Annotated in this window: 27 protein-coding genes; 24 read left to right on the top strand and 3 right to left on the bottom strand. The window is 68.2% G+C overall.

Going from position 1 to position 25272, the window contains the following annotated elements; translation table 11 throughout:
- The first annotated feature begins 1 nt into the window (after position 1).
- The 22 genes from lysA to GKO32_RS06595 all read left to right on the top strand — a co-directional run bounded on the left by lysA (position 2) and on the right by GKO32_RS06595 (position 20581).
- Positions 2–1435 carry a diaminopimelate decarboxylase gene (gene lysA / locus GKO32_RS06700; RefSeq protein WP_154755920.1) on the top strand — a complete coding sequence of 478 codons (1434 nt, stop codon included), beginning with the start codon at positions 2–4 and terminating at the stop codon, positions 1433–1435.
- 8 nt (positions 1436–1443) lie between these two features.
- Positions 1444–2751 carry a homoserine dehydrogenase gene (locus tag GKO32_RS06695; protein ID WP_154756039.1) on the top strand — a complete coding sequence of 436 codons (1308 nt, stop codon included), beginning with the start codon at positions 1444–1446 and terminating at the stop codon, positions 2749–2751.
- A complete protein-coding gene (thrC, locus tag GKO32_RS06690; RefSeq protein ID WP_154755919.1) occupies positions 2748–3812 on the top strand; it encodes a threonine synthase in 1065 nt (354 codons plus the stop codon). The genes GKO32_RS06695 and thrC overlap by 4 nt, the downstream gene beginning before the upstream one ends.
- On the top strand, positions 3809–4690 hold the full coding sequence (gene thrB / locus GKO32_RS06685) for a homoserine kinase (RefSeq protein WP_312867599.1): 882 nt from the start codon (positions 3809–3811) through the stop codon (positions 4688–4690). Before thrC ends, thrB begins: the two co-directional genes overlap by 4 nt.
- A gap of 390 nt (positions 4691–5080) precedes the next feature.
- A complete protein-coding gene (gene rho / locus GKO32_RS06680; protein WP_312867598.1) occupies positions 5081–7078 on the top strand; it encodes a transcription termination factor Rho in 1998 nt (665 codons plus the stop codon).
- Between the two features lie 132 nt (positions 7079–7210).
- The gene (gene rpmE / locus GKO32_RS06675; RefSeq protein ID WP_139099489.1) at positions 7211–7438 is read left to right on the top strand and encodes a 50S ribosomal protein L31; all 228 of its coding nucleotides are present in this window, start codon (positions 7211–7213) and stop codon (positions 7436–7438) included.
- A gap of 85 nt (positions 7439–7523) precedes the next feature.
- Entirely contained in the window at positions 7524–8594 is a 1071-nt protein-coding gene (gene prfA / locus GKO32_RS06670; protein ID WP_312867597.1) for a peptide chain release factor 1, read from the top strand.
- A 248-nt stretch (positions 8595–8842) separates the two neighbouring features.
- Positions 8843–9706 (top strand): peptide chain release factor N(5)-glutamine methyltransferase, encoded by an 864-nt coding sequence (gene prmC / locus GKO32_RS06665; protein ID WP_312867596.1) that lies wholly within the window; start codon positions 8843–8845, stop codon positions 9704–9706.
- A 52-nt stretch (positions 9707–9758) separates the two neighbouring features.
- Entirely contained in the window at positions 9759–10409 is a 651-nt protein-coding gene (locus GKO32_RS06660) for an L-threonylcarbamoyladenylate synthase (RefSeq protein ID WP_154755917.1), read from the top strand.
- A complete protein-coding gene (locus tag GKO32_RS06655; protein WP_154755916.1) occupies positions 10409–11572 on the top strand; it encodes a glycosyltransferase family 4 protein in 1164 nt (387 codons plus the stop codon). The genes GKO32_RS06660 and GKO32_RS06655 overlap by 1 nt, the downstream gene beginning before the upstream one ends.
- A complete protein-coding gene (locus GKO32_RS06650; protein ID WP_154755915.1) occupies positions 11569–12009 on the top strand; it encodes a Cg1360 family ATP-synthase-associated protein in 441 nt (146 codons plus the stop codon). The genes GKO32_RS06655 and GKO32_RS06650 overlap by 4 nt, the downstream gene beginning before the upstream one ends.
- A 309-nt stretch (positions 12010–12318) precedes the next feature.
- Positions 12319–13101 carry a F0F1 ATP synthase subunit A gene (atpB, locus tag GKO32_RS06645; protein ID WP_166459411.1) on the top strand — a complete coding sequence of 261 codons (783 nt, stop codon included), beginning with the start codon at positions 12319–12321 and terminating at the stop codon, positions 13099–13101.
- 67 nt (positions 13102–13168) lie between these two features.
- Positions 13169–13426 carry an ATP synthase subunit C-like protein gene (locus GKO32_RS06640; protein WP_312867595.1) on the top strand — a complete coding sequence of 86 codons (258 nt, stop codon included), beginning with the start codon at positions 13169–13171 and terminating at the stop codon, positions 13424–13426.
- 26 nt (positions 13427–13452) lie between these two features.
- Positions 13453–14001 (top strand): F0F1 ATP synthase subunit B, encoded by a 549-nt coding sequence (locus tag GKO32_RS06635; protein WP_312867594.1) that lies wholly within the window; start codon positions 13453–13455, stop codon positions 13999–14001.
- A gap of 6 nt (positions 14002–14007) precedes the next feature.
- Positions 14008–14838 carry a F0F1 ATP synthase subunit delta gene (locus GKO32_RS06630; RefSeq protein ID WP_154755914.1) on the top strand — a complete coding sequence of 277 codons (831 nt, stop codon included), beginning with the start codon at positions 14008–14010 and terminating at the stop codon, positions 14836–14838.
- A gap of 52 nt (positions 14839–14890) precedes the next feature.
- The gene (gene atpA / locus GKO32_RS06625; protein ID WP_154755913.1) at positions 14891–16534 is read left to right on the top strand and encodes a F0F1 ATP synthase subunit alpha; all 1644 of its coding nucleotides are present in this window, start codon (positions 14891–14893) and stop codon (positions 16532–16534) included.
- Positions 16535–16542: 8 nt separating this feature from the next.
- Positions 16543–17463, top strand: coding sequence for a F0F1 ATP synthase subunit gamma (locus GKO32_RS06620; RefSeq protein WP_154755912.1), 921 nt, complete (start codon positions 16543–16545; stop codon positions 17461–17463).
- Positions 17464–18888: a F0F1 ATP synthase subunit beta gene (gene atpD / locus GKO32_RS06615; RefSeq protein ID WP_154755911.1), complete on the top strand. Its 1425-nt coding sequence runs from the start codon at positions 17464–17466 to the stop codon at positions 18886–18888. It begins immediately after the preceding gene.
- Positions 18889–19012: 124 nt separating this feature from the next.
- Positions 19013–19378, top strand: a complete 366-nt coding sequence (locus tag GKO32_RS06610; protein WP_312867593.1) for a F0F1 ATP synthase subunit epsilon — start codon at positions 19013–19015, stop codon at positions 19376–19378.
- Positions 19379–19403: 25 nt separating this feature from the next.
- A complete protein-coding gene (locus tag GKO32_RS06605; protein ID WP_154755909.1) occupies positions 19404–19838 on the top strand; it encodes a DUF2550 domain-containing protein in 435 nt (144 codons plus the stop codon).
- A gap of 60 nt (positions 19839–19898) precedes the next feature.
- Complete coding sequence (locus GKO32_RS06600; protein WP_154755908.1) at positions 19899–20153, top strand: type II toxin-antitoxin system VapB family antitoxin; 255 nt, start codon at positions 19899–19901, stop codon at positions 20151–20153.
- Entirely contained in the window at positions 20153–20581 is a 429-nt protein-coding gene (locus GKO32_RS06595) for a type II toxin-antitoxin system VapC family toxin (RefSeq protein ID WP_154755907.1), read from the top strand. Before GKO32_RS06600 ends, GKO32_RS06595 begins: the two co-directional genes overlap by 1 nt.
- On the opposite strand, the gene GKO32_RS06590 is transcribed toward GKO32_RS06595, so the two are convergent.
- A complete protein-coding gene (locus GKO32_RS06590) occupies positions 20566–21150 on the bottom strand; it encodes a cob(I)yrinic acid a,c-diamide adenosyltransferase (protein WP_154755906.1) in 585 nt (194 codons plus the stop codon). The genes GKO32_RS06595 and GKO32_RS06590 overlap by 16 nt on opposite strands.
- 32 nt (positions 21151–21182) lie before the next feature.
- Positions 21183–22580, bottom strand: a complete 1398-nt coding sequence (locus tag GKO32_RS06585) for an insulinase family protein (RefSeq protein WP_312867592.1) — start codon at positions 22578–22580, stop codon at positions 21183–21185.
- A 258-nt stretch (positions 22581–22838) separates the two neighbouring features.
- Between GKO32_RS06585 and murA the strand changes: the two genes are divergently transcribed.
- Complete coding sequence (gene murA / locus GKO32_RS06580; protein ID WP_154755904.1) at positions 22839–24113, top strand: UDP-N-acetylglucosamine 1-carboxyvinyltransferase; 1275 nt, start codon at positions 22839–22841, stop codon at positions 24111–24113.
- A 77-nt stretch (positions 24114–24190) separates the two neighbouring features.
- Positions 24191–24766, top strand: coding sequence for a Uma2 family endonuclease (locus GKO32_RS06575; protein ID WP_154755903.1), 576 nt, complete (start codon positions 24191–24193; stop codon positions 24764–24766).
- Here the strand turns inward: GKO32_RS06575 and GKO32_RS06570 are convergent.
- Positions 24763–25272: LysE family translocator (locus GKO32_RS06570; protein ID WP_154755902.1), on the bottom strand; the 510-nt coding region annotated here is incomplete at its 5' end. The two genes, GKO32_RS06575 and GKO32_RS06570, sit on opposite strands and share 4 nt — an antisense overlap.

Here is a 25272-nt window from a genome sequence, read left to right as displayed (position 1 = left end):
CATGGTTCACCCCGCAGGTCCTCGTCACGCCGACGTCCACCCGCACGTCGACACGTCGGGTTTCCCGCCCAGCACGGCGCAGGAGCTCGACCGGCTGTACCCGAAAGTCTGGCCCCGCAATACTTTCCGTGCCCTGGACGGCGTGGTGCGGATCGCCGGCGTCGACGTCCGCGAACTCGCCGCCACCTACGGCACGCCACTGTTCATTGTGGACGAAGCCGATTTCAAGTCCCGTTGTGCCGAGTACGCCGAGGCCTTCGACGACCCGGCGCTGGTGCACTACGCGGCGAAAGCATTCCTGTGCACCGAAGTCGCGCGCTGGGTGGCCGCGCAGGGGCTGAGCATGGACGTCGCCAGCGGGGGAGAGCTCGCGGTGGCGTTGCGGGCCGGCTTCCCCGCGGAGCGGATCACCTTCCACGGCAACAACAAATCGATCGCCGAGCTGGAGTCCGCTGTGGACGCCGGGGTGGGCACGGTGGTGCTCGACTCGTTCTACGAGATCGCTCGCCTCGCGGATGTCGCCGCACGGCGGGAGGTCGTGCAGAACGTGCTCGTGCGGGTCACGGTCGGGGTCGAGGCGCACACGCACGAGTTCATCGCGACCGCGCACGAGGACCAGAAGTTCGGGTTCTCGCTCGCGGCCGGGGATGCCGCGGAGGCCGTGCGCCGGGTGCTCAACGCGCCGTCGCTCAAGCTCGTCGGCCTGCACAGCCACATCGGCTCGCAGATCTTCGACGCCGACGGGTTCGAGGTGGCCGCGCGGCGGGTGGTGGGCCTGCTCGCCGAACTCGCCAAGGAGCACGGGGAATCCCTGCTCGAGCAGCTGTCCATTGTGGACCTCGGTGGCGGCTTCGGGATTGCCTACACCGACAAGGACAATCCGCCGCCGCCCGCGCAGATGATCACGCAGATTCGCGAGATCGTGCGCAAGGAGTGCGAGTTCGCCGGACTGCCGGTGCCGCGGATCGCGGGCGAGCCGGGGCGCGCGATCGCGGGGCCCGGCACGATCACGTTGTACGAGGTCGGCACCATCAAGGATGTTTCGCTGGGGGACAACGAAAGCCGGCGTTATGTCAGCGTCGACGGCGGGATGAGTGACAACATCCGCACCGCCCTCTACGACGCGACGTACGATTGCCGCCTGGTGTCGCGCTCGGCCGACGAGGGGGACGGCGCGCCCGGTGCCGCATTGTCGCGTGTGGTGGGCAAGCACTGCGAGTCCGGGGACATCGTCGTCCGCGACTGCTGGCTGCCGGACACGCTCGCCCCCGGTGACCTGATCGCGCTCGCCGCGACCGGGGCCTACTGCTACTCGATGGCCAGCAACTACAACCGGCTGCCGCGCCCGGCGGTGGTCGCGGTCCGCAACGGCAGCGCGCGGCTCCTGCTGCGCCGGGAAACCGTGGATGACATGCTGCACCTGGAGGTGTCGTGAACTCCGCACTGTCCACTTCGGACGGCCGGTCCGTGCGTGTGGCCCTGCTCGGCTGCGGCACGGTGGGCAGTGAGGTCGTCAGGCTGCTCACCGAGCAGGCCGACGAGCTTGGCGCTCGGGCCGGGGCGCCGGTCGAGCTCGCCGGGATCGCGGTGCGCCGCCCCGACAAGCATCCGGAACTACCGCAGGATCTGCTGACCGCCGACGCGGCCGCGCTCGTCGAGTCCGATGTGGACGTCGTGGTCGAGCTCGTCGGTGGGATAGAGCCGGTCCGCAGCTGGCTGCTCACCGCGCTGCGCAAGGGAAAGTCGGTCGTCACGGCGAACAAGGCGCTGCTGTCGGAGTACTCCGCGGAGCTGTCGGAGGCCGCGGACGCCGCCGGCGCGGACCTGTACTTCGAAGCCGCCGTCGCCGGTGCGATCCCGTTGCTGCGCCCGCTGCGCGAGTCGCTGGCCGGTGACCGGATCACGAAGGTGATGGGCATCGTCAACGGCACCACCAACTTCATTCTGTCCGCAATGGACTCCACGGGTGCCGGTTACGCCGAAACCCTCGACGAGGCAAGCCGTCTCGGTTACGCCGAGGCCGACCCGACGGCCGATGTGGACGGTTACGACGCCGCGTCCAAAGCCGCGATCCTTGCCTCGCTGGCTTTCCACAGCCGTGTGACGGCGGCCGACGTGCACCGCGAGGGCATCTCGTCAGTCACCGCGTCGGACATCGCGGCCGCGAAAGCGCTGGGGCGCACGGTAAAGCTGCTGGCCATCTGCGAGCGCGTCACGGCGGACGACGGTGCCGAATCGGTGTCGGCACGGGTGCATCCGGTGATGCTCGAGCGCAGCCATCCGCTCGCCGGTGTCGGTGGCGCGTTCAACGCGGTGTTCGTCGAGGCGGACGCCGCGGGGGAGCTGATGTTCTACGGCCAGGGCGCCGGTGGCGCGCCGACGGCGAGCGCCGTGCTCGGCGATCTCGTTGCGGTAGCGCGTAATCGCGTGCTCGGCGGCCGCGGGCCGCGTGAGTCGGCGCACGCCAATCTGCCCGTGCGGCCGATGGGGCAGACCCCCACGCGTTATCACGTGAGCCTCGACGTCGCCGACCGTCCCGGCGTGCTGGCCCAGGTCGCGCAGGTCTTCGCCGACCACGGGGTGAGCATTGCGGCGGTGCGCCAGCGGGACGGGCTGTCCACGGCGAGCCTCGTCATCGTGACCCACCTCGCACCAGACGCGGCTCTCGACGCGACGGTCGAAGCGATCGGGAAGATGGACGTCGTTCGGGAAGTGGTCAGCGTGATGCGGGTGGAAGGCGAAGACACATGAACAGCGAGCCGGGCTGGCCGGGGATCATCGAAGCCTATGCCGATCGGGTGCCGATCCCGGCGGGGGCCAAGGTGGTCACCCTCGGCGAGGGCAACACCCCGCTCATGCCCGCGCCGCACCTGTCCGAGCTGACCGGCGCCGAGGTCTACCTCAAGGTGGAAGGTGCCAACCCCACCGGTTCCTTCAAGGACCGGGGGATGACCGTGGCCATCACGCACGCGCTGGCCAGTGGCCTGCAGGCGGTGATCTGTGCCTCGACGGGCAACACGTCCGCCTCGGCCGCCGCCTATGCCGCACGCGCGGGGCTCACGTGCGCGGTGCTCGTCCCGCAGGGCAAGATCGCGATGGGCAAGCTCGCCCAGGCCGTGCTGCACGGTGCCCGCATCCTGCAGGTCGACGGGAACTTCGACGACTGCCTCGAACTTGCCCGCAAGACGGCGATCGATCACCCGGTCACGCTGGTGAATTCGGTCAACCCGGTTCGCCTCATCGGGCAGCGAACCGCGGCCTACGAGGTATGCGATGTGCTCGGCAAGGCACCGGATGTGCACTGCCTTCCGGTGGGAAACGCGGGCAACATCACGGCGTACTGGGCCGGCTACACGGGGTATGCGGCAGACGGGAAAATCGAGACCACCCCACGGATGTTCGGTTTCCAGGCCGCCGGTGCCGCGCCGCTCGTGCTGGGTGAGCCGGTCAAGGACCCGGACACGATCGCCACCGCGATCCGGATTGGCAGCCCGGCTTCGTGGCAGGGCGCGGTCAACGCTCGCAACGCCTCGGGTGGCCTGTTCGAGAAGGTCACCGACGAGCAAATCCTTGCCGCATACCGGTTGCTGGCCCGCAAGGAAGGCGTGTTCGTCGAGCCGTCGTCGGCCACGAGCGTCGCGGGACTGCTGCTGACCGCCGGAGATGGGCGCCTGCCCAAGGGATCCACCGTCGTGTGCACGGTGACGGGGCACGGGCTCAAGGATCCGGCGACGGCACTCGAGGGCAACGTCGAGGTCGAGCCGCTGACCGTCGATCCACGTGCGGTCGCGGCGGCTCTGGATCTGACGTGAACTCGGTCACGGTGACGGTGCCGGCGTCGTCGGCGAACCTCGGCCCCGGCTTCGACGCGCTCGGGCTCGCGCTGGGGCTCTACGACGTGATCGAGGTGCAGGTCACCGACTCCGGGCTGAAAGTCGAGGTGCTTGACGCCGGCGCGGGCGGGGTCGGCGACGTGCCGACGGGCGAAACTCACCTCGTGGTGCGGGCGATCCGGCGGACCTGCGAGCGGCTCGGTGTCCGCCCGCCGGGGCTGCATCTGCGCTGTTTCAACAAGATTCCGCACGCACGCGGGCTGGGTTCCTCGGCCGCGGCGGTCGTGTCCGGTGTCGCCGCGGGGTATGCGCTGGCGGACAAACCGGTTGACGCCGCCGCGGTGCAGATCGCGGCGGAGTTCGAAGGGCATGCCGACAACGCGGCCGCGAGCTTGCTGGGTGGTCTGGTGATCGCATGGTCACAGAGCGGCAGGTTCCACGCCGAAAAGCTCACCGTGCACCCATCGATCCGCCCGGTGCTCGCCGTCCCCGAAGTCAAGTCCTCCACCGCCGCGACCCGCGGCCTGCTGCCCGCCGAAGTACCGCACGCCGACGCCGCGTTCACCGCGGGCCGTGCCGCCCTTGCGATTCACGCACTGACCTGTGATCCTTCCCTGCTGCTGGCCGCCACCGCGGACCGGCTGCACCAGCACTACCGCGCACCCGCCTACCCGGCGACCGCGCGGCTGGTGAACGAGTTGCGCGACGCCGGTGTGGCGGCCACGGTGTCCGGCGCCGGTCCCACGGTGCTGGCACTGACGACGGACGGAATAATTCCGGCAGGAGTCGATGTTGAGGGGTTTGCAGTCTCCGAACTGCCCGTGGATTCCAGCGGAGTCCAGGTCACGGCCCGGTAGCGGGCATGCCCCGGTTTCGCGGCACGCCGGGGGTGGTTGTTGCACCTCGACCCGGTGCGGTCTACCCTCGGGGGCGTTCGATCACCGTGCGCAGTTCCGCACCCGGTGACGGTCCCGGGGGATTCTTCCCGGATCGCATCTTCAGCCGAAGCCGATGATTCCGCATAGCTGTGCAGGGATGGACCTCAGGCGGGTTTCCGGTGGCCGCGGTGACGAATTCAGCGTGCTCCATTCCGGAGCAGGCATCCCGTGTGGCCGTTACGCCGCTCCTGACCAGCCGGTCTCGATCCGGAGGAAGCCGCACGGGCGGTAGCGAACCGCTTCGCGATCAGCCGCGGGCGGTAGTCCGCTGATCCACCTGGAGGCGTGGATCGGTCAGGAAGGACATGTGTGAGCAACACCGATCTTTTGAGCGGTGACCTGGAGACCCAGGCCGCTCCGGCCCCGTCGGGATCAGACGAACAGGCGAACGGAAGTGCGCCAAAGCGCCGCACTGGCGGCCTGTCCGGAATGGTGATCGCCGACCTGCGGGAACTCGCGGCGGAACTGGGTGTCGGGGACACCAAGGGCATGCGCAAGGGAGACCTCATCGCCGCGATCCGGGAGCGGCAGGGCAAGGCGCCGCGCAAGCGCGCCGTATCCGACGACGACACGCTGCCCTTCGAAGGCATTTCCACCGGGCGCCGTGGCGCCGCCACGAAGCAGGAGAAGCCGGCGGAGAAAGCTCCCGAGCAAGCTCCTGAACCGGCGAAGGCTCCGGAAGCGGAGAAGGCCCCGGAGCCCGAGAAGTCGCAACAGCAGGCGAAAACCGCCGAGGAAGCCCCGCAGCAGAGCGAGGACGGTGGCCGCCGGGAAGGTGGCAGCCGGCGTCGCCGCGGTGCCAGCCGCGCGGCGGGCAGCCCCGAGGCGGGCCAGCGCGACAACGCGCAGCGGGACAACGCCCCGCGCGATGGCGGCCAGCAGCGTGACAGTGGCCAGCAGCGCGAGGGTGGCCAGCAGCGCGAGGGTGGCCAGCGCACGGAGGCGCCGCAGCGCGAGCAGCAGGGCGGCGGCCAGCGTCGCCAGCAGAACAACAACCAGCAGCAGAACAGCAACCGCGGGCAGAACAACGCCGCCGGCAGTGACAATGCTGACGACGAAGAGGGCGGCCGTCGCGGCCGTCGCTTCCGGGACCGCCGCCGTCGTGGTGGCGGCGGAGGTGGCCGCGGCGAGGGCGGCGGACCGGACACCGAGATCCGCGAGGACGACGTCCTGCTGCCGGTCGCCGGCATTCTCGACGTGCTGGACAACTACGCGTTCGTCCGCACCTCGGGTTACCTGCCGGGGCCGAACGACGTCTACGTGTCGCTTTCGCTGGTGCGCAAGTACAACCTGCGCCGTGGTGACGCGATCACCGGTGTGGTCAAGCAGCCTCGCGAAGGCGAGCAGCAGCGGCAGAAGTTCAACCCGCTGGTGCGGGTGGACACCATCAACGGGCTCGACCCGGAGCAGGCCCGCAAGCGGCCCGAGTTCACCAAGCTGACCCCGCTCTACCCCAATGAGCGGCTGCGCCTGGAGACCGAGTCGCACAAGCTGACGACGCGGATCATCGACCTGGTGATGCCGGTCGGCAAGGGGCAGCGTGCGCTGATCGTGTCCCCGCCGAAGGCGGGCAAGACGATGATCATGCAGGACATCGCCAACGCGATCACCACGAACAACCCCGAGTGTCACCTGATGGTCGTCCTGGTCGATGAGCGTCCGGAAGAGGTCACCGACATGCAGCGCTCGGTGAAGGGCGAGGTCATCGCCTCGACCTTCGACCGGCCGCCGTCAGACCACACCTCGGTCGCCGAGCTGTCCATCGAGCGGGCCAAGCGCCTGGTGGAGATGGGCATGGACGTGGTGGTCCTGCTCGACTCGATCACCCGCCTCGGCCGCGCCTACAACCTGGCGGCCCCGGCGTCCGGCCGGATCCTGTCCGGTGGTGTCGACTCGACCGCGCTGTTCCCGCCGAAGCGTTTCCTCGGCGCGGCGCGCAACATCGAGAACGGCGGCTCGCTGACGATCTTCGCCACCGCACTGGTGGAGACCGGCTCCACCGGTGACACGGTGATCTTCGAGGAGTTCAAGGGCACCGGCAACGCCGAGCTGAAGCTGGACCGCAAGATCTCCGAGCGCCGGGTGTACCCGGCCGTGGACGTCAACCTGTCCAGCACCCGCAAGGAGGAGCTGCTGCTCTCGCCGGACGAGCTGGCCATCCACCACCGGTTGCACCGGGTGCTGACGGCACTGGACTCCCAGCAGGCGATCGATCTGCTGCTGTCCCGCCTGCGCAAGACCAAGACCAACATCGAGTTCCTGATGCAGGTCTCGAAGACGGCTCTCGGCAGCGCCGACGAAGACTGACGCAGCGCGTCCCACCTCCTGGAATAGCCCGGGGGTGGGACGCGTTGGCTGGTCTGGCAGAATCAATCCGCTGCAGTCCGGCTCCGGTTCACCTCGTGCGCGGGGACCCGGCGGCCACGATGAGAGGACCCCATGAAGAGCGGTATTCACCCCGAGTACGTCCCGACCACGGTGACGTGCGGTTGCGGTAACACCTTCCAGACGCGGAGCACCAAGACCTCCGGCCAGATCACGGTCGAGATCTGCTCCAACTGCCACCCGTTCTACACCGGCAAGCAGAAGATTCTGGACACCGGTGGCCGGGTCGCGCGCTTCGAGGCGCGGTACGGCAAGCGTCAGAAGAAGACCGACGCCAAGTAGCTTGATTCACGGCGCCCGCACCCGGACCCCGGGGCGGGCGCCGCTCGTATCTTCAGGGTTGTTGTGCGGAAACAGAGGTCGTGAAGTGGATTCGTCTTCCCTGCACGGGTTGCGCGACGAGTACGCCGAACTGGAGAAGCAACTCGCGGACCCGGCCGTGCACGCCGACCAGACTCGCGCGCGCAAGCTCGGCCGGCGCTACGCCGAGCTGAGCCCGGTGATCAAGACGATCAGCGAGCTGGACGCGGCCCGTGAAGACCTCGCCGCCGCACAGGAACTCGCGCACGAGGACGCGGCTTTCGCGGCCGAAGCCGAGGAGATCGCCGCGCGTATCCCGGCGCTCGAATCCCGGCTCACCGAGCTGCTGCTGCCGCGCGACCCGTATGACGGCTCGGATGTCGTGATGGAGATCAAGTCGGGGGAGGGCGGCGAGGAATCCGCGTTGTTCGCGGGTGACCTGCTACGGATGTACCTGCGCTACGCGGAACGGCACGGCTGGAAGGCCGAGGTGCTCGACTCGGTCGACTCGGACCTCGGGGGCTACAAGGACGTCACGGTCTCGGTGAAGAGCAAAGGGACTGACGCCGAAGGTGTCTGGTCGCGGTTCAAGTTCGAAGGCGGTGTGCACCGGGTGCAGCGGGTGCCGGCGACCGAGTCGCAGGGCCGCATCCACACGTCCGCGGCCGGGGTGCTCATCTATCCCGAGCCCGAAGAGGTCGAGGTGGAGATCGACCCGAACGACCTGCGTATCGACGTGTTCCGGTCGTCGGGGCCGGGTGGGCAGAGCGTGAACACGACGGACTCGGCGGTGCGCGTGACCCACCTGCCGACCGGGATAGTCGTGTCGTGCCAGAACGAGAAGTCGCAGATCCAGAACCGGGCGCGGGCGATCCAGGTGCTACAGGCCCGCCTGCAGGCGATGGCCGAGGAGGAGGCCGCCAGCAAGGCGGCCGATGCGCGGCGTTCGCAGGTCCGTACGGTGGACCGGTCCGAGCGGGTGCGCACCTACAACTTCCCGGAGAACCGGATCTCCGACCACCGCGTGAACTACAAGGCGTACAACTTGGACCAGGTCCTCGACGGCGACCTCGACGGGGTCCTCGACGCGCTGGCGACAGCGGACCGCGAGGAACGCCTCGCCGCAGCGGGTTCGTAATCAACGCCAACCCGCGAGTTGCACGTTCCGTGCGCGCGAGTTGCGCGTTCTGTGCGCGCGAGTTGCGCGTTCTGTGGGTGCGAGTTGCGCGTAACGGTCGCGCGGAACGCTCAACTCGCGCGTCGGGAACGTTCAACTCGCGCGGCGGGAACGGTCAACTCGCGCGGCGGGAACTTCCGTTCGATGTGGACCAACTCGGCTGACCGGGGTGCACGAGTTCCCCGACCGGCTGTGCCAGAGTTAGAGCCGTGAAGCGGCAACCCTTGCGCCTGGCGATTCTCGAAGCGACCAGGATCCTGGAGCAGGCCGGCGTCGCGTCCCCGCGGACTGACGCCGAACTGCTGGCCGCGCACGTGCTGGGAGTGGAGCGCGGGCGGCTGCCGTTGATTCCGCTGGTGGATCCGCCGGTGATCGACGCGATCGGCCAGCTTGTCGCGCAGCGCGCCAAACGGATGCCGCTGCAGCACCTGACCGGGTGGGCGGCGCTCGGCGACATCACGGTGAGCGTCGGGCCTGGTGTGTTCATCCCGCGCCCGGAGACCGAACTGCTCCTCGAATGGGGCCTCCAGCTGCTCAAGAACCGCGAGTACCCGGTGGTCGTCGATCTGTGCACCGGCTCCGGCGCGCTGGCGCTGGCCGTCGCGCACGCGAGGCCGGATGCCGTCGTCTACGCGGTCGACATCGATCCGAACGCGCTCGCCTGGGCCCGGCACAACGCCGATGCCCGCGCCGCCGACGGTGACACGCCGATCCGGCTGTACTCGGGCGACGTCGGGGACAGCACGATTTTCGCCGAGCTCGACGGGCTCGTTGATCTCGTGCTGTGCAACCCGCCGTACGTGCCGCCGGGCGGTGAGCTGCCACCCGAGGTGCTCGACTACGACCCGGCGCAGGCCGTGTTCGCCGCCGAGGCCGGGCTCGCCGTGATCCGCCAGGCGGTCGCGACCGCGGCGCGGCTGCTCAAACCCGGCGGCGGGATGGCCATCGAACACGACGACTCCCACGGTGCGGCGGCGCCCGCCGTCGTCGCGTCGCGGAAAGTCCTCACCGACGTCCAGGACCACAAGGATCTGGCCGGCCGCCCCCGGTTCGTCACCGCGCGCCGAGCCTGACGCCCCCACCCTCACACGGAGACGCTTCGCGCCACGGAATAGTCTCTGGTCCATGAGTGCGGTGTACGACTGCAGCCTGCCGGAGTCACGGGCGGAAGGGTTGGCGGCGGCCGCGGGTGCGGTGCGTTCGAGCCGTCTCGTCGTCCTGCCGACGGACACGGTGTACGGCATCGGCGCGGACGCGTTCGACGCCGGCGCGGTGCGTTCGCTGCTGCGGGCGAAGCATCGCGGGCCGGACATGCCGGTCGGTGTGCTGGTCGGGTCTTGGTCCACAGTGGACGGTCTGGTGCTCGGGATGCCGCCTCAGGCAAGAACTTTGATCGAAGCGTTCTGGCCCGGCGACTTGTCGCTGGTGCTGCCGCACGCGCCGAGCCTGCAGTGGGACCTCGGCAGCACGCAGGGCACGGTGATGCTGCGGATGCCGCTGCACCCGGTGGCGCTGGAACTGCTGCGCGAGGTCGGCCCGATGGCGGTCTCGAGCGCCAACGTGTCCGGGCAGCCGCCCGCGGCCAACGCGCAGGAGGCGCAGGATCAGCTCGGCGAGTCCGTCGCGGTGTACCTCGACGGCGGTCCCAGTGGTGATCCGGTGCCCTCCAGCATCGTCGATCTCACCGGTGACGAGCCCGTGCTGCTGCGCGCGGGTGCGGTGAGCGCCGATGCGGTGTCCGAAGTGCTCGGTTTTCCGGTGACCGTCCCGTCCTGATGACTCCGATCGCCACAGCCGGGCTGCCCATCCGGGAGTACATCCTCGTCGGGCTCATCTCGGCGACCCTGACCTTCCTGCTCACCGGCCTCGTCCGCCGGTTCGCGATCCGCGTCGGCGCCATCGCCAACCCCCGTGCGCGCGACGTGCACGTCATCCCGATCCCGCGGATGGGCGGGCTCGCGATGTTCCTCGGCGTCGCCGGGGGCATGGCCATGGCCCACCAGCTGCCGGTGTTGCGCCGCGCGTTCGAATACTCGCTCGACCCGATCGGCGTGCTCATCGGCGGTGCCGTCATCGTGCTGATCGGTGCCGTCGACGACCGGTTCGAAATCGACGCCTGGACAAAGCTCGCCGGGCAGGTGCTCTGCGCCGGCATCCTGGTCATCTTCGGCGTGCAATGGAACGTGTTCTGGGTGCCGTGGGGCGGCAACGGCGCCGCGCTGGGCCAGGTCGTCACGCTCGACTCCAACCAGGGCAGCCTGCTCATGGTGCTGCTGGTCGTGGTGCTGGTGAACGCGATGAACTTCGTCGACGGGCTCGACGGGCTCGCCGCCGGCCTCGGGTTCATCGCCGCGACCGCCACCTGCGCGTTCTCGCTGGGCCTGCTCAACTCGGCCGGCGGTGACGTCGGCACCTACCCGCCGGCGCTGATCGCCGCCACCCTCGCCGGCGCGTGCCTTGGCTTCCTGCCCTACAACTTCCAGCCCGCGAAGATCTTCATGGGCGACTCCGGGTCGATGATGATCGGCCTGATGCTCGCCGGTGCCACCACGTCCGCATCCGGCAAGATCAACTACACCCGGTTCGGCGGCTCGGACGCGCTCGCGCTGCTGTCGCCGCTGCTGGTCGTGGTCGCGGTGCTTTTCCTTCCGGTGCTGGATTTGCTGATGGCCATCGTCCGGCGGACCCGGCGCGGGGAAAGCCCGTTCGCGGCCGACAAGATGCACCTGCATCACCGCCTGCTGGAAATCGGCCACTCGCAACGCCGGGCCGTGTTGCTCATTTATCTGTGGGCCGGTCTGCTCGGATTCGGGGCCGTTTCGTTGACCCTGTTCAATACGGCCGCGGTGCTGTGGATCTTTGTCGCGGGACTGGTGCTCGCGGCGATCGTTTCGGTCATCCCTAGACTGAGGTCGAGGAACCAGCAGGGAGTGTCATGACCGAGAAGACCGAAAACCCGCACGCGCAGTCCGTGCTGAAACTCGCGGACGCGATGTACCGCGGTGCTTTGTGGCCCGCGGTGGCCACCGTTGTCATCGGCGCGGTGGTGTCGGTGTTCCTGGTCGGGCTGCCCGGCCTGTTCGGTGCGATCGTCGGTGGTGTCATCGCGTTCGGGTCGTCGCTGGTCACGTTGTGGATGATGCGCAAGACCGCGGCGATGGACCCGATGGCGGTGCTGGCCGTTTCGCTCGGCGGCTACATCCTCAAGATCTTGGTGCTACTCGGCGTGATGATGTTGCTGCGGCACGTATCGTTCCTGCATTCGAAAGCGCTCGCGTTCACGATGCTGGCCGTCATTCTGGTCTGGGCGGCCGCCGAGTTCGCCGCGTTTCGCCGGACGAAAATTCCCACGATCATTCCCGCGAGCGAGTCGTAAGGAGTACGCCCGTACGGCAGCCCGATTACGGCTGGTATCGTCCCGACTGTGGAGGCGGGTACCGGCCGCGCTCCCGAAGGCGGAACCCGACCAGCACTGTGGCGATCGTGACGGAGCCTCGGGTGTGGTCGCAGGCTGACCCGTCTTCGGAAACGCAGCGCCGAACTCTCCGGTAGCCGATCGTTAACCCCCGGTTCACTGACGGGAGCCGCTTCCAACTATCCGAAACGTATCGGGTACGTTAAGTCCAGATCGTGACGATTCCCCCGGCGGAGTGAACGCCGGCCGGGAGAACCGGAAGGAGCCCAGTTGGGCGCGCCTGTACTGACCGCGGGTGGTTTCACACCCCCGGGTGCTGGAGACTTCAACCTGCCGCCGATCTTCGCCGGCATCACGAAGCCGATGATCCTCGTCGTGCTGGCGATGATCATCATCGCCGCGTACTTCCTGATCAGCTCGCGCAAGCTGAAAATCGTGCCGGGCAAGGGGCAGTTCGTCGCCGAGTATGTCTACGACTTCGCGCGCAACGGCATCGCCCGCGAGCAGATCGGCTCGAAGGACTTCAAGCCGTTCGTCCCGCTGGTTCTCTCGTTGTTCAGCTTCGTGCTGGTGAACAACCTGTTCGGGCTCATCCCGATCTTCCAGTTCCCCACGCTGGCTCACATCGGCTTCCCGCTTGCGCTGTCCCTGCTGGTGGTCTACCCGGTCTACCACTACGTCGGCTTCCGCAAGCATGGCTTCGTCGGCTACCTCAAACATCAGACGGTCCCGCCGGGCGCGCCCGCGGCGATCTACCTGCTGCTGACGCCGATCGAGTTCCTGCAGAAGTTCGTGCTCAACCCGATCACTCTCGCCATCCGTGTGTTCGCGGCGATGTTCGCCGGCCACCTCATCCTGCTGGTGTTCACCGTGGCGGGCGAGTTTCTGCTGGTCGAGGCGAGTGGTCCGATCGCGAAGCCGGTTTCGATCATCTCGTTCGCGTTCGCGATCCTGATGACCTTCGTCGAAGCGCTGATCCAGGTGATCCAGGCATATGTGTTCGCGGTGCTGTCCGCGAACTACATCGGCGCCGCGCTCTCCGAAGACCACTGACAGGCCAAACGAAAACCACAAGGCCCGATCCGCACCTACCGCGGACCGACTGAAAGGGAAGTACCAAGTGAGCAACATCGTCGTCGCCCAGGCCGCCGAGGCCGCCGTGAACCTCAACCCCGGTCTCGCTGCGATCGGTTACGGCCTCGGTGCCATCGGCCCTGGTATCGGCATCGGCCTGATCTGGGCCGCCGTCATCAACGGCACCGCCCGTCAGCCGGAGGCGCAGGGCAAGCTGATGGGTATCGCGTGGACCACCTTCGTGCTTACCGAGGTGCTGGCGCTGATCGGTCTGGTCGTCTACTTCATCGCCTCCGCCGCCTGAGTTGACCGCTCGCTGAAGGAGTCGTTGTGCTGAAGACCCAGATCGTGCTTGCGGCGGAGGATGCGCCGAGCCCGGTCCTTCCGAACATCCCGGAAATCATCGTCGGGCTGATCGCGTTCCTTCTCCTGCTGTTCCTGCTGTGGAAGTTCGCAGTACCGCGGTTCGAGAAGCTGTACGAGGAGCGCACCGCCAAGATCGAAGGCGGTATCGAGAAGGCCGAGAAGGCGCAGGCGGAAGCAGAAGAGGCGCAGGCCAAGTACAAGGCCCAGCTCGCCGACGCCTACACCGAAGCGGCGAAGATCCGCGACGACGCGCGGCTCGAAGCCGAGCGCATCAAGGAAGAGCTGCGTGCCGAGGCACAGGACGAGGCCGCGCGCATCATCGCGCAGGGCCACGCCGCGCTGCAGGCACAGAAGGCGCAGATCGTCGCCGAGCTGCGGGCCGAACTGGGCCGGAACTCCGTCGAGCTGGCCAGCCGGATCGTCGGCGAGTCCCTTGAGGACGAGGCCCGGCGCCGTGGCACGGTCGACCGCTTCCTCGCCGAGCTCGGCACCGGCAACGGCGCGGGGAAGTAAGGGCCCATGACTAGCCCGACAACACTGCACGCCGCCAGCCGCGAAGCACTCGCCGAGTCCGAACGGACGCTCGACGAGGTGCTGGGCCAGGCCGGTGCGAAACCGGACGCCGTCGGTGCGGAGCTGTTCTCCGTGGTCGAGCTGCTGACCAGGGAGATCGGGCTGCGCCGGGCCGTCGGTGACGGATCGTCCGACCCGCAGTCCCGCAAGGGCCTCGTCTCGTCGCTGCTGGGCGGCAAGGTGTCCGCGCCGGCACTGCGTGTGCTCGACACCGTCGCGGGCCAGCGCTGGTCCAGTCCGCGTGAGCTGCTCGACGGACTGGAGTCGCTCGGCCGCACGGCACTGTTGACCAGCGCGGAAAAGGCCGGGACCCTGGACACCGTCGAAGACGAGTTGTTCCGGATCGCCCGTATTGTGGTCGGTGAGTCCGAACTCGAGCAGGCCCTGTCCGACCAGACCGCGCCCGCCGAGGCCAAGCGCAAGCTCGTGCGGGACCTGTTCGGGGGCAAGGTCGGTGCGGTGAGCCTGGCGCTGGTCGAGCAGGTGGTCGTCCGTCAGACGGGCCGGGGTGTCGGGTTCGGCCTCGACCGGCTGGTCAAGCTGGCCGCGGAACGGCGTCTGCGCTCGGTCGCCTACGTCACCAGCGCGAGCGCCCTTTCCGCACAGCAGGAAGAGCAGCTGGCCGACAAACTGCACGGGATATACGGGCGGCCGATCGCCCTGCATGTCGAGGTGGACCCCCGGCTCGGCGGCGGACTCGTCGTCCGGGTCGGCGACGAGGTCATCGACGGCAGCGCGGCCGGCAGGCTCGCGGCACTGCGCAGGCAGCTGGCGTGACGACAACAAAGACTTTGGACACTGGCAAGAACGAAGCGAGAGCGGGAACGACATGGCGGAGCTGACGATCTCCTCGGACGAGATCCGGAGCGCGATCGAGAACTACGTCTCGAGTTACTCACCCGACGTGAGCCGGGAAGAGGTCGGCGTCGTCGTGGACACCGGTGACGGCGTCGCGCACGTGGAGGGCCTGCCCTCGACCATGGCGAACGAGCTGCTGGAGTTCCCCGGCGGCATCCTCGGCGTCGCGCAGAACCTGGAGCCGCGCCAGATCGGTGTCGTCATCCTGGGTAACTACGAGCAGATCGAAGAGGGCCAGGAGGTCAAGCGGACCGGGCAGATCCTGTCGATCCCGGTCGGCGAGAGCTTCCTCGGCCGGGTCATCGACCCGCTGGGCGCGCCGATCGACGGCCTCGGTGACATCGCCTCGGACGAGCGCCGCGCGCTGGAGCTGCAGGCCGCCTCGGTGGTCGAGCGGCAGCCGGTGTCCGAGCCGCTGCAGACCGGTATCACCGCGATCGACGCGATGACCCCGATCGGCCGTGGCCAGCGCCAGCTGATCATCGGTGACCGCAAGACCGGCAAGACCGCGGTCTGCGTCGACACGATCATCAACCAGAAGGCGAACTGGGAGACCGGCGACCCGGCCAAGCAGGTCCGCTGCATCTACGTCGCGGTCGGCCAGAAGGGCTCGACCATCGCCGGTGTGCGCAAGTCGCTGGAAGACGCCGGCGCACTGGAGTACACCACGATCGTCGCGGCTCCGGCCTCGGACTCGGCCGGCTTCAAGTGGCTCGCCCCCTACACCGGTTCGGCACTGGGCCAGCACTGGATGTACCAGGGCAAGCATGTGCTGATCGTGTTCGACGACCTGTCCAAGCAGGCCGACGCCTACCGCGCGATCTCGCTGCTGCTGCGCCGCCCGCCGGGCCGCGAGGCGTTCCCCGGCGATGTCTTCTACTTGCACTCGCGGCTGCTCGAGCGGTGCGCGAAGCTGTCCGACGAGCTGGGCGGCGGTTCGCTGACCGGGCTGCCGATCATCGAGACCAAGGCCAACGACATCTCGGCCTACATCCCGACGAACGTCATCTCGATCACCGACGGCCAGTGCTTCTTCCAGTCGGACCTGTTCAACTCGGGCCAGCGCCCCGCGGTCGACGTGACCACGTCGGTGTCCCGCGTCGGTGGTGACGCGCAGATCAAGGCGATGAAGAAGGTCTCGGGTTCGCTGCGGATCGACCTGTCGCAGTACCAGGAGCTGCAGGCGTTCGCCGCCTTCGCCTCCGACCTCGACGCGACCTCGCGCGCCCAGCTGGACCGTGGTGTCCGCCTGTACGAGGTGCTCAAGCAGCCCCAGTACTCGCCGGTCCCGGTCGAGCAGCAGGTCGTCACCGTGTACCTCGGCACCAACGGGCACTTCGACAACGTGCCGGTCGAGGATGTCGCGCGGTTCAACCACGAGCTGCTGGAGAACCTGCGCCACAAGCACGACGACATCCTCGCCGAGATCCGGGACAAGGGTCAGTGGACCGACGAGCTGGCCGAGCGCGTCGTCACCGCGACGGGCGAGTTCAAGAAGGGCTTCACCACCGCCGAGGGCGGGCGCATCGTCAACGAGGCGGAGGCCGAGGCATTGGACGCCGACGAGGTCGGGCAGGAGACCGTGAAGGTCAACAAGCCCGCCCCGAAGAACTGACCGGATAGCTGATGGCGCAACTTCGTGAGCTCCGGGCAAAGATCCGGGCGACCAAATCGATCGGCAAGATCACCAAGGCGATGGAACTGATCGCCACCTCGCGTATCGGCCGTGCGCAGGCGCGGGTGGAGGCTTCCCGGCCCTACTCGACCGAGATCACGAAGGTGCTCTCGGCGCTCGCCGGAGCGGCGTCCAATTTGGACGATCCGTTCCTCGTCGAGCGCGTCAACCCGACACGGGCGGCGGTGCTGGTGGTGACCAGTGACAAGGGCCTGTGCGGTGGTTACAACACCAACGTGCTGCGCACCACCGAGGAGTTGCTTTCCTTGCTGCGTAAGGAAGGCAAGGAGCCGTCGGTGTACGTCATCGGGGGCAAGGGCCTGAACTACTACCGGTTCCGCGGCCGCGAAGTGGCGGAGCACTGGACCGGGTTCTCCGACCAGCCGCACTACGAGAACGCGGCCGAGGCGGGCCGGGCGCTCACCGAGTCGTTCCTGGCCGAGAACGGCGTGGACGAGGTGCACATCGTGTACACCGAGTTCCGCTCGATGCTCAGCCAGGTGCCCACGGCCAAGCGGATGGCCCCGCTGGAGATCGAGTACGCGGAGGAGGAGCAGGAAGGCGCCGCGGCGGCTCAGCCCGGCGAGATCCTGCCCGCCTACGAGTTCGAGCCCAGCGCGGACCGCCTGTTGTCGGCCCTGCTGCCGAAGTACATCAACACGCGGATCTTCTCGGCCTTGCTGGAGTCGGCGGCATCCGAGCTGGCCGCGCGGCGGACCGCGATGAAGTCGGCCTCGGACAACGCCAACGACCTGGTGAACACCTACACCCGGCAGGCGAACCAGGCCCGGCAGGCCCAGATCACGCAGGAGATCAGCGAAATCGTCGGTGGGGCCGATGCGCTCGCCGCTGTAGGAAGTGATGAGTAGATGACCACCACTGAAACCCGGACCAAGGGGCGGATCGTTTCCGTCGCCGGTCCCGTCGTCGACGTCGAGTTCCCGCGTGGCGCGGTGCCCGACCTCTACAACGCGCTCAAGGTCGACATCGACTTCGCGGAGCTGCGCAAGACCGTGACCCTCGAGGTCGCCCAGCACCTCGGTGACAACCTGGTGCGCACGATCTCCCTGGCCCCGCAGGACGGTCTCGTCCGTGGCGCCGAGGTGCTCGACACCGGCGGCCCGATCTCGGTGCCGGTCGGCGACAAGGTCAAGGGGCACGTGTACAACGCGCTCGGCGCCTGCCTCGACCAGCCCGGCTACGGCGAGGACCTCGAGCACTGGGGCATCCACCGCAAGCCCCCGGCGTTCGACCAGCTCGAGGGCAAGACCGAGGTGCTGGAGACCGGCCTCAAGGTCATCGACCTGCTCACCCCCTACGTGCAGGGTGGCAAGATCGGCCTGTTCGGCGGTGCCGGCGTCGGCAAGACGGTGCTGATCAAGGAAATGATCACCCGTGTCGCCAAGAACTTCGGTGGTACGTCGGTGTTCGCCGGGGTCGGCGAGCGCACCCGTGAGGGGACGGACCTGTTCCTGGAGATGAGCGAGGACGGCGTCATCAACGACACCGCGCTCGTGTTCGGCCAGATGGACGAGCCGCCGGGCACCCGTATGCGGGTCGCGCTGTCCGCGCTGACGATGGCGGAGTACTTCCGCGACGTGCAGCACCAGGACGTGCTGCTGTTCATCGACAACATCTTCCGGTTCACCCAGGCCGGTTCCGAGGTGTCGACCCTGCTGGGCCGGATGCCTTCGGCGGTGGGTTACCAGCCGACGCTGGCCGACGAGATGGGTGAGCTGCAGGAGCGGATCACCTCGACCAAGGGCCGGTCGATCACCTCGCTGCAGGCGATTTACGTGCCGGCGGACGACTACACCGACCCGGCCCCGGCGACCACGTTCGCCCACCTGGACGCCACCACCGAGCTTTCCCGGTCGGTGTTCCAGAAGGGCATCTTCCCCGCGGTGGACCCGCTGGCCTCCACTTCGACGATCCTCGACCCCGCGATCGTCGGCGAGGACCACTACCGCGTCGCGTCGGAGGTCATCCGGATCCTGCAGAAGTACAAGGAACTGCAGGACATCATCGCGATCCTCGGTATGGACGAGCTGTCCGAAGAGGACAAGCTGACCGTGCAGCGGGCGCGCCGGATCGAGCGGTTCTTGTCGCAGAACATGCTTGTCGCCGAGACGTTCACCGGCCAGCCGGGTTCGACGGTGCCGGTCTCGGAGACCGTCGAGGCGTTCGACAAGATCGCCAAGGGCGACTTCGACCACTATCCGGAGCAGGCGTTCCTTGGGATCGGTGGACTGGACGACCTCGAGAAGAAGTACAACGAGCTGACCAAGAAGTGAGCTGACGGAACACGGCGGGGCGTGTGTCCTTTATGGACTCAAGTCCCGCCGTTTTCGTCAACCGATCCGGGCGTATTACACTCTGCGTGAGCGGCGCCCCCTGACACAGCAAGGAGATGGCTACGTGGCTGAGATATCCGTCGAGCTTGTCGCCGTCGAGCGCCGCCTCTGGTCGGGCCAGGCCACGTTCGTGGTCGCGCAGACCACCGAGGGCGAGATCGGCATCATGCCCGGTCACGAGCCGGTACTCGGGCAGCTCGTCGAGGGCGGCATCGTCAAGATCAACACTACTGACGGCGACACGGTCCACGCCGCCGTGCACGGCGGGTTCCTGTCCGTGACGAACGAGCGAGTGAGCGTGCTCGCCGAGTCCGCCGAGCTGGCCGACGAGATCGACGTCGAAGCCGCGCGGGCCGCGCTCAGCGCCGAGGACGAGGCGGAACGGGCGAGGGCGAGCGCCCGCCTGCGAGCGGCCGGTCAGCCGGCCTGACGCGGGCGACGAGCAGGAGCCGGCCATGGAGATCGCGTTGGTGGTCCTGGTCCTCCTGCTTGGCCTTGCTGTCATCGCGGCCTGGTACGGATTGCGCTGGGTGCGGATGCGCCGCGGCGGTGGTGTCAGCGTCGCGCTGCGATGGAACCCGGACAACACCAGGGCGGGCTGGCATCTGGGGATCGGCCGGTACGAGGGCGAGATCTTCGCCTGGTACCGCGTGTGGAGCCTTCGCACCGGGCCGGATCGGGTGTTCGAGCGCCAGTCCCTGATGATCGCCGACCGCCGTGACCCGGCGGGCACCGAGGCCTACGCCGTGCCTGCCGACGCGACCGTACTGCGCTGCGAATGCGACGGACACGAGCCGATCGAAATCGCCATGGGCCCGGGCGCGCTGACGGGCTTCCTGTCTTGGCTGGAATCGGCTCCCCCGGGGCGGCGACTACCGCGCGCAAGCTGATTTCCGCAGGTCAGCGTTGTGGTGCATCATGATGCACATGGGTGATGTTATGATGTTCGCATGCGGACCACGGTGAATATCGACGACACGTTGCTGCGGGAGGCGAAGAGTCTCGCCATGCAAAGCGGTCGGCCACTGGGTGCCGTCGTCGACGATGCGCTCCGGGTCTTCATCAGCAGGGCGGCAGATGCACAGCGGACGGCATCGACTTTCCACCTGCCCACCGGTGGCGAGGGTGGCTTGCAGCCGGGTGTGGACCTGGACGACAAGGAGCAGCTTGCTGCGCTGCTTGATGAGGACATCCAAGGTCGCTGATGCTGATCGTTGACGTCAACGTGCTGGTGTACGCGTTCCGAGTGGATGCCCAGCAGCACGAAAAACACCGGTCCTGGTTGCAGGACAAGCTCCTCGGGGTTGAACCCGTCGGAATCAGCGAGCTGGTGCTCTCCGGCTTTCTCCGGCTGGTGACCAACCATCGCATCTTTCGTGTGCCCACCACCCCGAGTGCGGCACTGGAGTTCTGCGAGGCCATCCGACGTGCCCCTGCCGCGGTTTCGATCCGGCCTGGCTCGCGGCACTGGCAGATCTTCGCCGGCCTTTGCCGGACCGTCGATGCTCGCGCCAACCTCGTCCCGGACGCCTACCACGCGGCGCTCGCACTCGAGAACGACGCCACCTGGGTGAGCAACGACCGGGATTTCGCCAAGTTTCCCGGGCTCCGCTGGGCTCAGCCGTTCGCCTGAGTGTCGCCGCCGGGCTGCCAAAGTACGTCGCCGTCGGGGTTGGCCAGGCGGGCGAGGATGAACAGCAGATCCGACAGGCGGTTCAGGTACTTCACGGCGCGCGTGTTCGTGCGCTCACCTTCGGCCGCCACGAGGGCCCAGCCGCTGCGCTCGGCCCGGCGTGCCACGGTGCGGGCCTGATGCAGGAACGCCGCGCCCGGAGTGCCGCCGGGAAGGATGAACGAAGTCAGCTTCGGCAGCCGCTCGTTGAAGGTGTCGCACCAGCCTTCGAGCCGCGTGATGTACGCATCGGTGATGCGCAGCGGGGGATACGGAGGATTTTCCACCACGGGTGCGCACAGGTCGGCGCCGACGTCGAACAGGTCGTTCTGCACCCGGCGCAGCACGTCGGCGACTTCGTCGCTCAGCCCGCCCAGCGCGAGCGCCAGCCCGATGACGGAGTTCGCCTCGTCGACATCGGCGTAGGCACCCAGCCGCGGGTCGGTCTTCGGGACGCGCGAGCCGTCGCCGAGCGCGGTGGTGCCGCTGTCGCCGACCTTGGTGTACACGCGGTTGATCCGTACGGGCATGCCGCGAGAGTACTGCGGCGCTAGGGGCCGGGTCAGGACTGTTCGAACAGCCGCATGGCGTCCGGCGCGTCGAAGCACAACCCGGCGGGAAGGCGGGCAAGCAGGTCACGCACCAGATTCCGGCCGCTGCGCCAGTCGCCGGGCCGGACGGTGATCATGCCGCCGTGCCGGGCGAACACGTGCAGGATGGGCAGCCCACCGTCGGTGTGCTCGACGCCGACGCCCGCGACGTCGTCGAAGCGCACGACCGTCACCGGTATCGGGCTCGAACCGTAATACGTGGTCAGCCCCTCGTCGCCGGCCACGAGCCGGAAGCCGCGTGGCGCCGTCGAGCCGACCATCGCGCGCTTGAGTTCCCGGCCCCGGACCGGCGCGAGTGGGCTGCCAGGAAGCTCCGGCAGATCCGCGGGCAGGCGGCCTTGGGGACCACACAGTACGAGCTGTCCGGCCAGCTCGTGGGCGGCCGCCGCCACCGCGCCGGCGTCGAGCCCGGCCAGGACCTGCTTCTGGTGCGCCGCCGACGAAGGCCAGCCGGTCAGCTCGCTCATCGCGTCGTCGAACGCGCGGTACCCGGTGAATTCGTGCTCGGTGAGCTGCTCCATCAGGCCCATCCGGTCCGCGGCCAGCTCGTCGTCCGTCGGCCCCTGCTCGCCCAGTGCGGCGAGTTCGGCGCGGATCGCGGCGAAGACCCGGGGCGCGTGCCGGTCCGGTACGTCGGTACCGAACCCGAGCACCGTCCGGCGCCCGTCGATCAGCTGGTGGTCGAACGCGATGTCGTAGACCAGACCTTCCAGATGACGCAGGCGATCCGTGAGCCGGGTGATCAGAATGCTTGCCGCACAAGCCATTTCCGCGGTCCAGCCGACGAGTGCGCAGCCGACGACGCCGTTGGGCACGGTGGTCTGCGCGGGTGTGGCCAGCGGGAACGGCGTGATTTGGGGAGCCGGGCGCCGCGGCCCGTCCGGCAGCGGGAGCCGCAGGTCCGCAGGCGGTGGTCCGGAGAGTACGAGCGCCGCGTTGCCGCGATGGAACCACTGGGCACACCACGCGCGCACGTCGTCCGCACCGGCGTGGACGGTCGCGACCTGGAGGTTCCCCGCGAGCCCGTAGGCCTGGTTACCGAACCAGATCGACGCCGGCAGCCACGCGGTCACGCCGGGGCCTTCGCTGGCGCGCTCCTCGGCGACGAGCACGCCGCGTTCCAGCTCGAGCGGCCCGGTGTCGAGGTTGCCCAGCGAAACGCAGATCCGGCGCAGGTGCTCGACGACCGTTTCCGGACCGCTGGTGACTTCGAAACTGGTATGCACCATCGCGGTCGTCGCGTTGGCGTCGTACCGGGCGGTCCGCAACGGGCGCATCGCCAGGTGCTCGACGAGATGGGTCAGGCCCGTGCCGAGGAACGTCTCGTGGGCGACACCCACCCCGAACACGAGGCTCGCGTTAAGCCGACCGGGTTGGGTATGCCAGAACACCGGAACGCCGTCTACCTCGGTCCGGTGAACTGTCGGTAGATCCGGCACGGCCGGGCGAGCCACCATCGGGCCTTCCTTCCCCAAAATGGTCACGCGATCAGCCGTCTGTCGCTACGAGAGCGCGTAGTGTTTCACACTTCTGCATGAATCGTGTCGCGGCGTGTCATCGCGTGCCCCACCGATCGGGTGGCGTGTCCGGCAGGCATGATGACGGCCATGAGCGAGCACTTCGATGTGCATGGTGGGGCCCGTCTGGTGGGCGAAGTCGAAGTTGTGGGCGCCAAGAACAGCGTCCTCAAGCTGATGGCGGCGGCGCTGCTCGCCGAGGGCACCACGACCATCACCAACTGCCCCAAGATCCTGGACGTCCCGCTGATGGGGGATGTGCTGCGCAGCGTCGGCTGCGAGGTCGAGATCGACGGCGACACGGTCAGGATCACCACGCCTTCCGCGCTCTCCCACCGCGCCGACTCGCCGGCGATGGGCAAGCTGCGGGCGTCGGTGTGTGTCCTCGGCCCGCTGGTCGGCAGGCTCAAGCGGGCCGTGGTCGCATTGCCGGGCGGGGACGCGATCGGTTCGCGGCCGCTGGACATGCATCAGAGCGGGCTGCGGTCGCTGGGTGCGACGAGCACGATCGAACACGGCTGCGTGGTGGCGAAGGCCGACGAGCTGCGGGGCGCGCAGATCTGGCTGGACTTCCCGAGTGTCGGCGCGACCGAGAACATCCTGATGGCCGCAGTGCTGGCGGACGGCACGACGGTGATCGACAACGCCGCGCGTGAGCCGGAGATCGCCGACATCTGCACGATGCTCATCGAGATGGGCGCGAAGATCGAGGGCGCGGGCACGTCCACGCTGACCGTGCACGGCGTCGATGCCCTCCACCCGACGGAACATCGCGTCATCGGCGACCGGATCGTCGGCGCGACGTGGGCGTTCGCGGCGGCGATGACGCGTGGCGATCTCACGGTGCGGGGGGTGAACCCCCACCATCTGGATCTGGTGCTGGACAAGCTTCGCCTCGCCGGCGCGGAGGTGATTCCCTTTGACGGCAAGGGTTTTCGCATCGTCCAGGCGGAGCGGCCGAAGGCAGTCGACTTCGTGACGTTGCCATACCCCGGTTTCGCGACGGACCTGCAGCCGTTCGCGGTCGCGTTGTCCGCGGTGTCGGAGGGGACGTCGATGATCACGGAAAACGTGTACGAGGCGCGTTTCCGGTTCATCGAGGAGATGCAGCGCCTCGGCGCGGACGCGCGCACCGACGGGCATCACGCGGTGGTGCGCGGTGTCGAGGCGTTGTCGAGCGCGCCGGTCTGGGCCTCGGACATCCGCGCCGGCGCGGGTCTCGTGCTGGCCGGCCTGTGCGCCGACGGGGTGACCGAGATCTGGGACGTCTTCCACATCGACCGCGGTTACCCGCACTTCGTGGAGAACCTGAACCGGCTGGGCGCCCGCATCGAGCGCGTCACCGGCGAGCCGGACCGCGCCTGACCGCGACCGCGTTCACGTGCATCGATGACCCCGTGGCACCGTATGATGGGGAAACGATCGCACAGTTTGGGGTTCTCATGACAGCGCTGCCTGACTGGATGGTCCTCCCGCCTGAAGGGCTGACCGCAGCCGAATACGAGGCACTACCGGAGGATGTCTGCCGGGGCCTCGAGATCGTCGATGGAGCGATTGTCGTGAACCCGGCCCCCCGCCGACCGCATCAGATTCTGGCACGCCGACTAGCCAACCTGCTGGAGTCGGCTACCGACTCGGATTCGGCGGTGGCGAATGACGTCGATCTTCGGCTGCGGGATGTGCCGCTGCTGAACAGGCGGCCGGACATCGTCGTCTACGACGCCTCGCTCGACGCGGACGAGGTGCTCAGGCCAGAGCACTGCACCCTCGTCGTCGAGGTCATGTCACCCGGTTCGATGACCGCCGACCAGACCGACAAGCCCGCGGAGTACGCCCGCGCCGGGATCCCGCACTTCTGGCGCGTCGAGAACAGCAACGACGAGCCCAGCGGAATCAGCGTGTTCTGCTACCGGCTCGACCCGACGACGGGCACCTACGCCTCGGCTGGAGTATTCACGACCAAGATGTCGCTCGCCCAGCCATTCGCGTTCTCGGTGCATTTCGACGAGCTGCTCTAGGCTTCCGCGGCCAGCGCGATGCCGAAGCCGATCAGGGCCGTGCCGGTGACCGCGTCGAGGGAGCGGCGTACCCGGCGGCGCTGCAGCCAGATGCGTACGCGGTGCACCAGCGCCATCAACACCAGCAGCCACAAGGCGCCCAGCACCGCCACCGTGTACGCGAGCATCAGAGCGTCCCCTGCGCTCGTGCCGTGCGGGTCGAGGAACTGCGGCAGCACGGACAGGTACAGCGCGAGCACCTTCGGGTTCGTGATGTTGGACAGGAAACCCTCGCGCCAGCGCCGGAATCCGGTCGCGCGCGAGCCGAGCACATCGAGCTTCGCGTAGTCGCCGCGCCACGCCCCGCGTAGCGCCTGGAAGCCGAGATAGCACAGGTAAACCACTCCGGCCCAGCGCAGTGTCAAGAACAGCGGCTGCGACCGCACGAGCAGCGTGCCCAGCCCCAGCCCCACCGCCGTGCCTTGGACGAGATTGCCGGCGGCGATGCCGAAAATGGCCAGCAGCCC

It is taken from the genome of Amycolatopsis pithecellobii (assembly GCF_009707865.1).
Classification (GTDB): domain Bacteria; phylum Actinomycetota; class Actinomycetes; order Mycobacteriales; family Pseudonocardiaceae; genus Amycolatopsis_E; species Amycolatopsis_E pithecellobii.
Note: the sequence above shows the minus strand (reverse complement) of the source record. Positions and strands in the feature narration are given on the sequence as shown.

Bases quoted from the DNA above. Each gene is read 5' to 3' on its own strand.
- thrC (WP_154755919.1), top strand. From the start codon at position 2,748: ATGAACAGCGAGCCGGGCTGGCCGGGGATCATCGAAGCCTATGCCGAT.
- murA (WP_154755904.1), top strand. From the start codon at position 22,839: ATGAGCGAGCACTTCGATGTGCATGGTGGGGCCCGTCTGGTGGGCGAA.
- GKO32_RS06655 (WP_154755916.1), top strand. From the start codon at position 10,409: ATGACTCCGATCGCCACAGCCGGGCTGCCCATCCGGGAGTACATCCTC.
- GKO32_RS06605 (WP_154755909.1), top strand. From the start codon at position 19,404: ATGGAGATCGCGTTGGTGGTCCTGGTCCTCCTGCTTGGCCTTGCTGTC.
- atpA (WP_154755913.1), top strand. From the start codon at position 14,891: ATGGCGGAGCTGACGATCTCCTCGGACGAGATCCGGAGCGCGATCGAG.
- atpD (WP_154755911.1), top strand. From the start codon at position 17,464: ATGACCACCACTGAAACCCGGACCAAGGGGCGGATCGTTTCCGTCGCC.
- lysA (WP_154755920.1), top strand. From the start codon at position 2: ATGGTTCACCCCGCAGGTCCTCGTCACGCCGACGTCCACCCGCACGTC.
- GKO32_RS06575 (WP_154755903.1), top strand. From the start codon at position 24,191: ATGACAGCGCTGCCTGACTGGATGGTCCTCCCGCCTGAAGGGCTGACC.
- GKO32_RS06600 (WP_154755908.1), top strand. From the start codon at position 19,899: ATGCGGACCACGGTGAATATCGACGACACGTTGCTGCGGGAGGCGAAG.
- GKO32_RS06590 (WP_154755906.1), bottom strand. From the start codon at position 21,150: ATGCCCGTACGGATCAACCGCGTGTACACCAAGGTCGGCGACAGCGGC.
- GKO32_RS06595 (WP_154755907.1), top strand. From the start codon at position 20,153: ATGCTGATCGTTGACGTCAACGTGCTGGTGTACGCGTTCCGAGTGGAT.
- rpmE (WP_139099489.1), top strand. From the start codon at position 7,211: ATGAAGAGCGGTATTCACCCCGAGTACGTCCCGACCACGGTGACGTGC.
- GKO32_RS06630 (WP_154755914.1), top strand. From the start codon at position 14,008: ATGACTAGCCCGACAACACTGCACGCCGCCAGCCGCGAAGCACTCGCC.
- GKO32_RS06660 (WP_154755917.1), top strand. From the start codon at position 9,759: ATGAGTGCGGTGTACGACTGCAGCCTGCCGGAGTCACGGGCGGAAGGG.
- GKO32_RS06650 (WP_154755915.1), top strand. From the start codon at position 11,569: ATGACCGAGAAGACCGAAAACCCGCACGCGCAGTCCGTGCTGAAACTC.